Origin of the sequence: Reinekea sp. G2M2-21 (assembly GCF_015687175.1) — a bacterium.
Taxonomy (GTDB): Bacteria; Pseudomonadota; Gammaproteobacteria; order Pseudomonadales; family Natronospirillaceae; genus Reinekea.
Map to the genome: position 1 here is coordinate 1153695 of NZ_JADPQG010000001.1, position 12256 is coordinate 1165950.

A 12256-nucleotide genomic window follows, 5' to 3' on the forward strand; every position below is an offset into this window, starting at 1 on the left:
ACATTTATGAAGATTGCTTTTGTTTTATATCCGCAGTTGCTCACCACCGGTGTTTCGGTCCCAGTTGAAATGTTCAATGCGGCGAATCAAGCTATGGGCCGGCTGAAGGGAGAGCAGCTGCAGATTCACTATGTAGCTCAGCAGAAGGGGGCTGTCACTGTTGCTGGAGGCCTGCAGTTGGTTGCTGATAGCGATTTTAGCAGCGAATTGGATGTCGATTGGGTGTTTTTACCTCCGATGTGGGGGGCGCCTTGGCGTGTTATGTATTCGCAGATAGAGCTGATTCCCTGGCTGCACCGGCATTATCTGAATGGGGCGCGTATTGTGGCGACCGGTACTGGGGTATGTATTGCAGCGTATGCGGAACTCTTAGATGATCGAATTGCCACCACGCATTGGTACTATTTACCTAAGTTTCGTAAACGGTTTCCTCGGGTGCGGTTTCAAACTGAGCATTTCATTACCCATCAGGATGGAATTTATTGTGCGGGTTCAATAAACGCACAAACGGATTTGGTACTCTTTTTTATTGAACGTCATTTTGGGGAAGAAGCGTTGGCGCTGGTGGAGCAACAATTTATGCATGAATTGAAGCGAAACTTTACGACGCCTTACTATGAGCCTGGTGGCAATATCCACGACGATGAAGTGGTTAGTCTGGTGCAAAGCTGGTTAAGATCACACTTGAGTGAGACAGTTACATTGAGTGATTTGGCCAATGTTGCGGGGCATTCTGAGCGTCAGCTCCGGCGGCGTTTCGTTAATGCGACCGGTGAATCTCCAATGCAGTATCTTCAGCGTGTTCGAATTGAGGAGGCGCAATCACTATTGCGCGAATCGAATCTTTCTGTCACCGATATTGCACTGGCCGTTGGTTTTTCAAATTCAGCATATTTGGCCCGGACTTTTCGTAAAGTTACCTCAATGTCTGCTGGAGATTATCGCAAGATGGTGCGCAAAAAATCATTTACCAGCCAATAGCTCACCATAGCAAGAAAGTGCGAATTAAGAGAAAGCCTGCCAGCGTTTATAGAAGGTTTCATTGTTGCGGGTGTAAGGCGGTCTTCGAAACGAGATGTGCATTCCTGATTTCTTTGGTGAAGAAAATCAGGAAGGCAGTGTCAATTATTGTGTTGTTTGGCTCTCGCTTTTGCCTGCTTTTTGAACGGTCGTAACCATATGACGGCATAAATGAATGTCGAGACATTGAAAAAAGTAATCAGTAGGCCGCCGAGCACACCGTTACTGGAGAATATTCGGATAATCGACCACACAAGATAAGCCAGCAGGAAAAACCCTAACCAACTGATGCTTCGTGGTGTTGGATTAATGACCGTGGGTATAAAAAACAATAATGGAAACATGGCTATGAAGCTGAATACCAAACCGGATACCAACCATTTTGAAAAAGCCATTGAGCCGAAATTCGGTCCTGATAAGAAAGTTCCTGCAACACAAGCCGCTAGTAATAAGAAAAAATGCAGACGGAGTTTGCGATTGACGTTTATTTGTTGCTCATACATTGAGTAACCTCAGGCTGTATTGTGCCAATCTCATTCCTTGCAGGCGTGCAAGTTTGGCGATTTCAGGATGGATGTTTTGGTGGTGCTCTCCAGCGATGTGAGATACCCCGTAAGGCGTTCCTCCATTCACTTGTTGATGCAGTGCTGCCTCGGTAAAGGGGACGCCGGTAATGAGCATGCCATGATGCAGTAACGGGTTCATCATAGACAGGAGTGTCGATTCCTGCCCACCATGCGGCGTGGTCGTGCTGGTAAACACGGTTGCCGGTTTGCCCACGAGCTGACCACTCACCCAAGCCGGTGTCGTTTGTTCCAAGAAATATTTTAGCGGTGCTGCCATGTTGCCAAATCGTCCGGGTGAGCCCATAGCCAGCCCGCAGGCGTTAGCAAATTCATCAACGGTACAATAAAGTGGACCGGTTTCGGGAATATCGGATATCTCAGCATCAAAACCGGTTGCAACTGTTGGTACGGTCCTGATTTTTACATCAATACCTTTAACCTGTTCCGCGCCGTTTGCGATTTCCTGTGCGAGTGACGCAACACTGCCGTTTCGGCTGAAATATAAAACCAGCAGATAAGGCAATTAGAGAATCTCCAGGATGGCTTCAGTTGGCCGACCGATTCGAGCGCCTTTATCCGTAACGACTATTGGCCGCTCCAAGAGTTTTGGTGATGTTACCAGAGCGGCGATGATAGCGTTTTGTGACGAATTTTTGCTGAGGTTATGATCGTTGTATTCTGCTTCTTTGGCGCGCAAAAGGTCGTGTGCTGGTACGGCTAGCGCGGTGAGGAGTTTTTTTATTTCCGCTTTGTTTAGCGGCTCTTTCAGGTATTCGCGGATTGTAAAATCAACCTGATGTGTTTCAAGCAACTCTTTGGCTTGCCGTGATTTTGAACAACGGGGGTTATGATATAGTGTTGCCTTCATGAAGATACCTCGGATGATGATTCACGGATGAAAGCGTTATTGTATGGGATAGTGCAAAAGGTTATCAATTTTCTTCGTTCCGAAATGGCGACGACGGCGAGTATTGGTCCGCAAGCCGCCATGCTGACCTTGGCGACTTTGTTTGCCATGGTTCCTATGGTGAGCGGTATTCTCTGGCTGATTGGGCAGCTGCCTACGATTCAAGTGCAGTTGTTGGAGCAGTTTGAAATTCTATTGTCATATCTGGTCCCTGAACAGGCAATCGCCTGGCGATCCCGTGCAGGAGAGTGGGTCCAGGATGTTGGCAGTCTGCAATGGTTCTCTGTGTTAATGTTGTTTGGTTCTCTGTTGTTTCTGGTGAACAGGGTAGATCATGCATTGCATTGGGTATTCCAGATTGATCACCGTCGTGGAAAGCGTCGTTGGTTGCATTATCTGTGGGTTATGCCGGTGTTAATGGCGGTACTGGTGGTCAGCATGACACTGGTTGTGATGCTGCAAATCTTGATGGGGACGGGATTGTCCACCTTGTTTCCCGGTATTAACTTGACGTCGATACCGGCACTTTGGTTGCTTTTGGCAGCGGTCTATCAATTGTCCAGTCGTGGCACAGTGCCATGGCGACAAACGCTGTTTGTGTCATTTTTAGTGGCGCTATCCTTTTTGCTGTTAAAAAGCATTTTCGCTTGGTTGTATTTGACGTTGCCGAATTGGTCGGTCGTATTCGGCGTGTTTTCAGCCATTCCGTTGTTTTTACTCTGGTGTCAGATGGCTTGGAGTCTGTTTTTATATGGGGCTCTGGCGTTGAGCTGGTTGTCCCGTTATGCATCGGAATAGAACTGAAAAACCTTTTCCAATTCATTCTGATGCCACATTTGTGCTTGGGAGCCACTGTCACTTCCAGCATATACCCCGAGTCGCTTAAGTTGTTGAAAAAAACCGGGGCGAGGGTAAGGCTCACCGCGCTTCTGAACAACAACTGCAGCAAGTTGAGGTTGATTGAGCAGAGCGTCATCTTCCTGGCACGCCTCAAGTAAAATTGTGGTTTTTTGAATGGTGTTAGGCGGAGTGAATCCAAGTTCATCAGCCAAGGTTTTGTAGTCAATCGTCTGGCGATTCGCTGCCCGTGATATTAGTATTCTGCGTAATACATTAGTGTCTTTTTCATTCAGTTCCATCGTTCCTGCCTTGTTCCCTGCGTGAATTGTCAGTTTTTAGGTGTGCAAAAAGTCAGCTGCTGACAAATTTGGTCACATGTCGATAACGCCTATTCTGCCGCAATGTGAAGCCTTTCGCATTGTAAAAATAAAGTACAAAAAGTGTGAAGTCGTGCCATGAATCGGCGCCCAATGATGATACCTTTGCTCCAATGAAAGAACCTCATTCAAACAATTCAGGGGTCTCGGAGAGAGTAAATGAACGCGATTAGAAGCACATTTTGGATATTGAAAGGACTGCTGGTTGCCAGTGCCATTCTGCTGTCATCCTGTAGTCAGCAGTACGGTGGTGATGGCGAGCGAGCAGCTGTCATTAATGAAAAGGGACGTGAGATCTACAATGAGCAATGTAGTTCCTGTCATGGACCAAACGGGGAAGGTGGTTCTGGCGGTGGTCTCATCGGTTGTGCGACCTGCGGCGCTGAGGAATCCTTGATCGCTAAAATTGAGCGTGATATGCCATCCGCCAAAAATCCATTACATGGTGATGATGCTGCTAATGTATCGGAATACATTATCGCTGCGTTCAATGAGTCCGCTTCTGGTCAGGTACAGCGTTCCTTGCCAGGTGTCAGTACCATGACTGCCCATGAGGCCGTTTATAAACTGGCTTTTGAACTGGCTGGCCGCTTGCCTACCGATGATGAAGTCGCGTTATTTACACGTGACCTCGAAGGTGAAAAAGAAGTCGTTTATGGCTTCATGGAGACTGACTATTTCTACGAACGTCTGAAAGATATGTTTAATGATTCATTGTTGACGGATCGTTTTCGTCCAGAAAACGCTGATAGTCGCAACCCATTAAACAGTTTATACAATAATTCTAATGATGGGTTCAGAGCCAAAATTAATCCAACAGGCAGTCGAAACGGCAATAATCTCTATAACGTTTTTCCGGATATCGACGGTTGGTATGGCGATTTACAGGCCGAAGCAATGGCTGCCGCTGGGGATACAGCGAGCGTGTCTAATCAATATTTAGAATTCTTTACCCTAGAAGCCATTTCTCGTAAACCACTATTGTTGGTTGAGTATTTGGCTAGGAATAATCGAGATTTCCGTGAATATGTTTCTGGCAAATATACGGTAGCCAATGCCTTTTCTTTCCAGGCATTTACGCGTGGCGATAACGGTCCAAACATGAAAGTCGTAGATCCAGATAAGCCTTTGGGCAATGGTGCCTCAGCTATTGTGTCCAATCCTCAATGGCGGAAGTGGTCATCGGGTGCTGAAATGCTCGACTATTTGGACGTGATTAACCTATATGCAAGCCCTGTTGGTGTTGGAGATTTGTCTCAGGGCTATATCTTGCGCGATTTTCCTTATGACCCTCGGGACATCAAAGCCGTACAGCTCTATTACAACGATGAGAATGGTGTGCCTCAATACCAGGGGGTTCCTCATTCTGGTGTAATTACTGACGAAATTTTCCTGAACAAATACACGGCAACCGAAACCAACATGCACCGAAATCGTGCGCGTATGATCTATTGGTTTTTTGCCGCGAAAGATCTGTTAGCCATTGAAGGTAATCGCGATGCTGCGCAATTAGAATTTGAAGATTTTGGTAATAATGTCGGCGTCGTTGATCCAACCAATACCAACCCAGACTGTGCTGTCTGTCATGATGTTATGGATCCAGTTGCCAAAGCATTCGAAGATTATGATTTAAACGGTATTTATGATCCGCGCAATCCAGATTTAATGCAGTCTCACGATGGGGCGATAGGTTGGGGGTTAAGCAAAGCTCAAATTGCAACGACAGGTAGCATTACCGGAAATTATAATAATCGGGAATTACAATGGTTAGGCGAACAGTTGGCTGCTGACCCTGCCTATTCACGTGGAATTGCTCAAATAATGGTGAAGGGCATGACGGGGCAGGATGTATTAGGCGAACCCAGTTTGGAATCTCCCGATGAGTACCGACAGGCTTATTCTGAGCAGGCTCGATTGATTTCAAGTGCAGCATCGGAATTTGCCGGTTCAAACTTCAATATCAAGGCGCTAATCTATGCCATTTCGAAGAGTGCTTATTATCGAGCGACGAACATAACCTCTGATATTTTGATGGATGATTACTCGCACATTGGGTCTATTCGTTACATCCAGCCGCAGTTGTTAAATCAGAAATTACGTGCTTTGAATTCTGGGGGGTGGGGTGTTTCTTCGGGGGGCGTAACAAATGCTCAAACGCTTTCAAATATCAGTTCCCGATTATTGCTAGGAGGAAAAGATTCTATTGATAAGCTAACCGATGTTGATTCTGTTGGCGGTATTATCGCTTCGGCCCTAGACCGCATGGCTGTCGAAGAATCCTGCGATATTGTGCGTGCTGAATTTAATAACACAGCAAAAGCGGATCGGTTAGTGTTCCGGAATGTTGATGATTCGGTTGATCTTTCAACGAAAAACGCACTGTCACGTGCTGCACAAGTTAAAGCAATTCGCTCGACCATAGCGCATTTGTACCTGGCAACCTTGCATAAGGAGGTCGCTACGGACAGTGAAGAAGTTAATATTGCCTTTGATCTATTTATGGATGTGCTGCAAGCCGGTGTGGATACAGGCTGCAATACAGGTGGTAGTGGCAAGGCACGCGATGTTCGCGAAGCCTGGTATGCTGTTTTGTATTTCCTCTTAAGCGATTATCGCTTTGTGTATAGCTGAGTTGCTGGAGTCATGACAATGAATCGAAGAGAATTTCTTAAAAATGTCGGCGCTTCTGGAATGGTAGCTGTCGCGCCGATTGCGTTAACTTCAAAAGCTTCCGCAGCAACAGACTTAGTGCCAGTGGGGAAATACTTTGTGTTTGCTCATCTGGGTGGAGGTTGGGAGCCAACAACCTTTTGTAACCCTCAAGGCAATAAGCTGCGTTCTACTGTCGGGCAAGAGCTAGGAATGGATAACGGTCAAGTTCGTAATGCCGGCAGTATCGTGAATAAATACCCCGCTTCGGCGATTCGACGCGCAATAGATGTTTATGCAGGTTCAGCTACTGTTTCTGCCGACATGAAATATGCACCTTATTTGGGGACGTTTAACCGAACCGGTGCTGATGGTGTAAATGATGATGGCAACGCTAATGACGGCCTTACTACGCTGCATATTCAAAGAATTTTGAGCGGTGATATTGCAGGTTCTTTATTGACGGCGGCCAGTAGCGCTGGGTTTGTTTGGAAAACCACCAAGACAGCTGCACAAATTGAAGCCAATGCGCGGGCGATTATTGAAGGCACAGTTCAAAATGTTCAATTAAACGGCATTGAGACTGAGTTGGTTGATCGAGATCTGGCTTTAAACGGAACTCAAATGACAGCAGATTTGTTTGTTTATGATGCGTTCGTTTGTTTGCATGCGGATCAACTTCGAGTTTTAAATGGCGTTGATAACCGAACCAATTCGCACTCAACGGGAACTCAGTATGCTGATACCGGATCGATGGCGATGGGGTATCCGGATTTTAGTGCGCTGTATGCCGCTCTTCAAGGGGCAGACCGACCGCTGGCTTGGATGACGGATGGATCTGGGAATGACTCAACGGCCAGTTTGGTTGCTCGCTCTACTGCTTCAGACGCGAGTGTTTTTGACATATTGGCTGATCCTAAGCGAAACACCAGTGGCGCACCCGGTGGCAATCCGATGACGGCTAACATTCAGGTATTCTTGGATGAAGCAAATAATCGACGGGCGGCGCTACAAAAGCAAAAAGAACGATTACCGTTGCGTCAGCAATTCCAGGATCAACTGTATTTAGTGCGAGATCAAGGAAGTGAGTTTACTGCTGTTGCAAACGATATTAATAATCCACCTCCTGGACCGAAGCTGGATCTCAAGGTGATCGCTGAAGATGGAAATATTGGCAGCGGGCGTAGGCGTCATATACGTATTGGCGCAGCCGGATTTGAAACGGGCATGGCCTCTTCAATGCAAATTGGTTTTGGCAGTTTTGATACACATGGCAACCACGACCAAACACACTTTAATAGTATTCGAGCAGTCTTGATCGATTTGCACTTTTTATTCAGAGCACTGGAAGCGCATGGTGTAAAGGATCAAACAACCATAATTGTAGGTTCTGATTTTGGTCGGACGCCTTGGTATAACGATGGTGATGGCAAAGACCATTGGGCGGTGACCAGTTATATGCTAATGGGCAACGGTGTGGCCGGTGGTACTTCGGTAAATGCGACGAATGGTTTGATTGAAGCGTTGAATGTCAATTCCAGTATGCAACCTGTAACTGCCGGAGGTGTCAGGATGACGGCCTCCCACATACATCGTGAATTGCGGAAGTTTGCGGGAATAGATAATAACCCAATCACACTTCAATTCCCGATCGAGGCTGAGGATATGAATATTCTGGGCTAGTGTTCATATATGAATAGATATAGGCAGGGTGACCTGCCTTTACTTTATGAGAGAAAGAAGTCAGTGATGAGATTGAAATGGTTGTTCGTCGTTCTTTGTGTAGTTGGCGTCAGCGGCTGCGTTACGGTTAGCCCTTGGCAACGTGGTAATTTAGCCAAGTCTGAAATGAGTTGGTCCCCCGACGCATTGGAGTCCACCTTGGATGGGCACATTTACTTTGCGAAAGAAGCGTCATCTGGTGGTGGCGCTGCCGCTGGCGGTGGTTGTGGTTGTAACTGAGTTAAGGGATCTTCATGTCTAAAAAATTAACCTTGCTGGCTAAGAGTGCCTTGGCCATTCCCGGAATGATTGCAACAGCTCAAGCTGCTGGACCAGCCGGTTCAGAAGCATCGTACCGTTACACGTACTACACGGAAGATGACAGCCCTGAAGCGCGGGACGACTCTGGTGGGGCGCAGGACCGTTATAAAATACAGGTACATCAATTTCACATTTTGACGCCCGTGACAGACAAATTCGCTGTTAATGTCGAGGCCAGCTATGAGTCTATGTCGGGTGCGTCACCCGTTTATTCATACATCGCCGATGGGCAAGAAGATGTATATACCCATTTTAATGGCGCATCAAGAGAACGCCGGTATGACGTCAGCGCAAATGGCCGGTATTACGGCTCTACATCGGATGCTGGTGCCGGTGTCTATGCATCTATGGAGCGAGACTATTTTGCTTTAAATGGCTCTTTGGATGGTTCCATTCAAATTAACGATCAGATGACAACTCTCAGCGGCGGTGTGAGCGCTGGACACGATTGGTTGAACCCTAACAGTGGCGTCGTGAGCGACAGTGGTGATGTGCTAATGGTCAATGATCTTTCATCTGAGGAGCTGGAACAGCTCGCGGCAGATGCGCCAGCCCGGCATGCCGCCAAAGGCAAAACGAAATGGCAACTGTCGGTATTTGAAGGCGTAGGACAGATTATCGATATGAATACAGTGGTGCAGGGGAGTGTTTCCTTTACCTACAAGACCGGGTACCTATCTGACCCCTATCGAGACTGCGTGGGTTCGGATGCGCCTTTGGCTGATAACGTTCCCTGTGATATTCGACCGTCTACACGTGCCGCAGGTACGCTATCGCTGGGTGTTCGTCGCTACTTGCCAACCCTGAATGCAGCTGTACATGGCGACTATCGATTGTTTGTGGACAACTGGGATGTCATGTCTCATACATTGGATTTGGATTACTATCAAAATTGGGCACCGAACTGGAACTTTTTTGTTAATAACGACGTCAACTTCCAACTGGTTCCAGGCGTTCGTTACTACCAACAGAGTCAGGCTTACTTTTACGAAATTCCAGATTTAAATACGACCACAGGGTCTGCTTATTCGGCAGATACAACGCGGTATTACTCGAGTGATCCGCGTTTATCACATTATGGTGCTATTTCGTTGAAAACACGCCTGAAAATAGATTTCCGGCAGTTCTCGCTAAACGGTTCGGTTGAACGCTACGCGGCTAATCCGGCGTACGGCTTCAATTTCGATGATGATACACCTGGTTTGCCGGCCTATTGGCGTTTCACGACGGGGTTGGATTTCAGATTCTGATGTCTGCACGACTGAGAAGTTTCGGTTTTAAAGCCATGGGTGGGCCATGTAATGTGCACCTGTGGCTAAGAGAAGAGGACGAACTGACTAAAATAGAGAAGGAATTGACCGACGAGGTTCGGAGGTTAGAAGCTAAATTCAGCCGTTTCCAACCTTCAAGCTTACTGTCGCAGATTAATCGAGGTGAGTTAAACGAAGTTTCCCTAGATGCTGAGACAGTAGGGCTGTTTAATTATGTTGACCAGTGTTTTGACCTCAGCGGTCATATGTTTGACCCGACTATCGGTAGCCTGCATAGGGTATGGGACTTTAAAATTCCTAACCTGCCTGATCCCAGAGATTTAGAGCGAGCTTTACAGCATATTGGTTGGAAAAAAGTAAATTGGGATGGCAGGACGGTCAATTTGACACACAATGTGCAGATCGATCTAGGCGGCATTGTTAAAGAGTTTGCGGTTGATCGACTATGTACCTTACTGAAAGAAAAGGGGCTTATCGGTCTGGTTAATTTATCCGGTGACATTGCGGTCAGTCAGGCTCCTGAAGACAAACCAGCTTGGAAAGTTGCGATACAGCACCCCAGAAAAGCCGGAGCTATTGCCGAAGTTGATTTAGCCGCCGGCGCAATAGCGGGCAGTGGCGACTATGAGCGGTTTATAGAAATTGATGGCGTTCGCTATTGCCATTTGTTAAGGCCAGATACCGGATACCCTGCGCCGAACGGTTTTTGTGCCGTAAGCGTTATTGCTGAAAATTGTTTATTGGCTGGGACGGTTTCGACAGTAGCGATGTTGAAAGGTGAGCTCGGTCACGCATGGTTAGAAGAAATGCAGCTGCCTTATGTGGCATTTGATCAGGCTTTGCAAGCCTACAGTTCTATTGAGGTTTAATACAATGAAGAAGTTTGGTCTGTTGATGTTGACTCTACTCATGAGTCACGTATGGGCAGAAGATTTTTTACCGGTTGATGATGCATTTCAATTGCACGTCACGCGTATCGGCGATTCGTTGGAATTTAGTTTTGACATCGCGGATGACTATTATCTGTATCGTGATCAGTACCGGCTGAATACCTTAGAAGGTGCTAAGTTGTCGGAACCGGTCTTCAGCGATAATGTAAAAATAAAATACGACCCTAATTTCGAAGAAGATATGGCCGTTTTTTATCACACTATGAGTGTGAGCCAGCAAATCCTGTCGGAAACGGGTCATGTACAAGTAGTTTATCAAGGCTGTGCCGATGCAGGACTGTGCTACCCACCTCAAAAAAGACTGTTCGACTTGCAAGGTAATGCCATTGTAACCGAGGCGGTCAGCTTACCCCTGACGCTGGATACTGAAATTGAAGGGGCCGAGTTTGTCGGGTTCGATGAGCCTGCTTCTGCTCAAACCAGTGGTAGCTTGACCATTGTTACAGCGATCGCCTTTGCCTTGATTGGTGGTTTGATATTAAACCTGATGCCTTGTGTGTTCCCGGTTTTGTCATTGAAAGCTATGCACATGGCACAATTTGGCCAGGATGAACGGCACGCGAGACAGCATGGTTTAGCTTATACCTTCGGTGTTATTTTAAGTTTTATCGCCGTAGCTGGCGTTTTATTGCTAATTCGTTATTTTGGCGAGTGGGTCGGTTGGGGCTTTCAATTGCAGTCTCCCTATTTTGTTGCAGGGCTGGTGTTACTCTTTTTTGCCATGTCGTTAACAATGACTGGCTATGTCGAATTTGGACAAAACCTGATGGGCTTGGGGCAGGGGTTGACCCAAAAAACCGGCTTAACGGGTTCATTTTTCACGGGTGTTTTAGCCACTGTCGTGGCGACACCCTGTACGGCCCCATTTATGGGGTCCGCTATTGGTTTTGCTTTGTTGCAGCCGGCGTTCGTCAGCCTTCTTATTTTTGCCTCTATGGGCTTGGGTTTGGCGTTACCCATTCTGGCGATTAGTTATATTCCCGGTTTGGCTCGTTGGATGCCAAAACCGGGTGCCTGGATGAATGTATTTCGTCAACTAATGGCGTTTCCGCTATTCGCGACTGCGTTGTGGTTGATGTGGGTACTGATTGAGATTAAGGGTACTAATGCATTGTTAAAGGTGGGAATCGGTTTAATTTTGTTTACCATGGCAATTTGGCCAGCCTTGAACATTCGGCACAACCAGGGAATGTACGGAAAATGGTTTAAGGGGCTGGCTCGTTATGGCTTAATTGCGCTGGCTCTGTTTATGGTGTTGGATCAACGCGCGACTAAGGAGCTTTGGCAGGAATACAGTCCTGAATTAGTGTCGCAATCTCTGGCTCAGGGCAAATCCGTGTTTGTGGATGTGACAGCAGCCTGGTGTATCACTTGTAAGGCAAATGAGCGGGTAGCATTGTCTGGCAGTAAGTTCGAAGATCTGGTTGCAGCCAATGACATAGTCTTAGTGAAAGCTGACTGGACCAATCCGTCGCCAGAGGTTGATGCCTTAATCGCCGGGTTTAACAGGGATGGTGTGCCATTGTATGCTTTTTACCCTGCTGGCAACCCTGTGCCGGAAATATTACCTCAAATCCTTACCTTTAATTTAATTGAAAATTTGTTCACTAATCCTGGCTGAGCCAGCTACTAT

The 12256-nt window shown here is 46.9% G+C and carries 12 protein-coding genes; 8 read left to right on the top strand and 4 right to left on the bottom strand.

What is annotated here, in order from left to right; translation table 11 throughout:
* Positions 1 to 6: 6 nt before the first annotated feature.
* Positions 7 to 981, top strand: coding sequence for a GlxA family transcriptional regulator (locus IYN85_RS05280; protein ID WP_196157780.1), 975 nt, complete (start codon positions 7 to 9; stop codon positions 979 to 981).
* Positions 982 to 1121: 140 nt separating this feature from the next.
* On the opposite strand, the gene IYN85_RS05285 is transcribed toward IYN85_RS05280, so the two are convergent.
* From IYN85_RS05285 to arsC, 3 genes are read right to left on the bottom strand one after another with little or no spacing between them, the layout of a single operon-like run.
* Positions 1122 to 1523, bottom strand: coding sequence for a DUF2069 domain-containing protein (locus tag IYN85_RS05285; protein WP_196157781.1), 402 nt, complete (start codon positions 1521 to 1523; stop codon positions 1122 to 1124).
* A complete protein-coding gene (wrbA, locus tag IYN85_RS25795; protein WP_230390477.1) occupies positions 1516 to 2109 on the bottom strand; it encodes an NAD(P)H:quinone oxidoreductase in 594 nt (197 codons plus the stop codon). The genes IYN85_RS05285 and wrbA overlap by 8 nt, the downstream gene beginning before the upstream one ends.
* Complete coding sequence (gene arsC, locus IYN85_RS25800) at positions 2110 to 2454, bottom strand: arsenate reductase (glutaredoxin) (protein ID WP_230390479.1); 345 nt, start codon at positions 2452 to 2454, stop codon at positions 2110 to 2112.
* Between the two features lie 27 nt (positions 2455 to 2481).
* On the opposite strand from arsC, the gene IYN85_RS05295 reads away from it, so the two are divergent.
* The gene (locus IYN85_RS05295; RefSeq protein ID WP_196157782.1) at positions 2482 to 3291 is read left to right on the top strand and encodes a YihY/virulence factor BrkB family protein; all 810 of its coding nucleotides are present in this window, start codon (positions 2482 to 2484) and stop codon (positions 3289 to 3291) included.
* On the opposite strand, the gene IYN85_RS05300 is transcribed toward IYN85_RS05295, so the two are convergent.
* Positions 3276 to 3632 carry a hypothetical protein gene (locus IYN85_RS05300; protein ID WP_196157783.1) on the bottom strand — a complete coding sequence of 119 codons (357 nt, stop codon included), beginning with the start codon at positions 3630 to 3632 and terminating at the stop codon, positions 3276 to 3278. The genes IYN85_RS05295 and IYN85_RS05300 overlap by 16 nt on opposite strands.
* Before the next feature lie 237 nt (positions 3633 to 3869).
* Between IYN85_RS05300 and IYN85_RS05305 the strand changes: the two genes are divergently transcribed.
* The 6 genes from IYN85_RS05305 to IYN85_RS05330 all read left to right on the top strand — a co-directional run bounded on the left by IYN85_RS05305 (position 3870) and on the right by IYN85_RS05330 (position 12244).
* The gene (locus IYN85_RS05305; protein WP_196157784.1) at positions 3870 to 6341 is read left to right on the top strand and encodes a c-type cytochrome; all 2472 of its coding nucleotides are present in this window, start codon (positions 3870 to 3872) and stop codon (positions 6339 to 6341) included.
* 18 nt (positions 6342 to 6359) lie between these two features.
* Positions 6360 to 8042 (top strand): DUF1501 domain-containing protein, encoded by a 1683-nt coding sequence (locus tag IYN85_RS05310; protein WP_196157785.1) that lies wholly within the window; start codon positions 6360 to 6362, stop codon positions 8040 to 8042.
* A 66-nt stretch (positions 8043 to 8108) separates the two neighbouring features.
* Positions 8109 to 8321, top strand: coding sequence for a DUF4266 domain-containing protein (locus tag IYN85_RS05315; RefSeq protein WP_196157786.1), 213 nt, complete (start codon positions 8109 to 8111; stop codon positions 8319 to 8321).
* A 14-nt stretch (positions 8322 to 8335) separates the two neighbouring features.
* Entirely contained in the window at positions 8336 to 9652 is a 1317-nt protein-coding gene (locus IYN85_RS05320) for a DUF3570 domain-containing protein (RefSeq protein ID WP_196157787.1), read from the top strand.
* Positions 9652 to 10542 (top strand): FAD:protein FMN transferase, encoded by an 891-nt coding sequence (locus IYN85_RS05325; protein WP_196157788.1) that lies wholly within the window; start codon positions 9652 to 9654, stop codon positions 10540 to 10542. Before IYN85_RS05320 ends, IYN85_RS05325 begins: the two co-directional genes overlap by 1 nt.
* Before the next feature lie 4 nt (positions 10543 to 10546).
* Positions 10547 to 12244: a protein-disulfide reductase DsbD gene (locus tag IYN85_RS05330; RefSeq protein WP_196157789.1), complete on the top strand. Its 1698-nt coding sequence runs from the start codon at positions 10547 to 10549 to the stop codon at positions 12242 to 12244.
* Positions 12245 to 12256 lie beyond the last annotated feature (12 nt).

Bases quoted from the DNA above. Each gene is read 5' to 3' on its own strand.
- IYN85_RS05300 (WP_196157783.1), bottom strand. From the start codon at position 3,632: ATGGAACTGAATGAAAAAGACACTAATGTATTACGCAGAATACTAATA.
- IYN85_RS05330 (WP_196157789.1), top strand. From the start codon at position 10,547: ATGAAGAAGTTTGGTCTGTTGATGTTGACTCTACTCATGAGTCACGTA.
- arsC (WP_230390479.1), bottom strand. From the start codon at position 2,454: ATGAAGGCAACACTATATCATAACCCCCGTTGTTCAAAATCACGGCAA.
- IYN85_RS05315 (WP_196157786.1), top strand. From the start codon at position 8,109: ATGAGATTGAAATGGTTGTTCGTCGTTCTTTGTGTAGTTGGCGTCAGC.
- IYN85_RS05280 (WP_196157780.1), top strand. From the start codon at position 7: ATGAAGATTGCTTTTGTTTTATATCCGCAGTTGCTCACCACCGGTGTT.
- IYN85_RS05305 (WP_196157784.1), top strand. From the start codon at position 3,870: ATGAACGCGATTAGAAGCACATTTTGGATATTGAAAGGACTGCTGGTT.
- IYN85_RS05325 (WP_196157788.1), top strand. From the start codon at position 9,652: ATGTCTGCACGACTGAGAAGTTTCGGTTTTAAAGCCATGGGTGGGCCA.
- IYN85_RS05310 (WP_196157785.1), top strand. From the start codon at position 6,360: ATGAATCGAAGAGAATTTCTTAAAAATGTCGGCGCTTCTGGAATGGTA.
- IYN85_RS05320 (WP_196157787.1), top strand. From the start codon at position 8,336: ATGTCTAAAAAATTAACCTTGCTGGCTAAGAGTGCCTTGGCCATTCCC.
- IYN85_RS05295 (WP_196157782.1), top strand. From the start codon at position 2,482: ATGAAAGCGTTATTGTATGGGATAGTGCAAAAGGTTATCAATTTTCTT.
- IYN85_RS05285 (WP_196157781.1), bottom strand. From the start codon at position 1,523: ATGTATGAGCAACAAATAAACGTCAATCGCAAACTCCGTCTGCATTTT.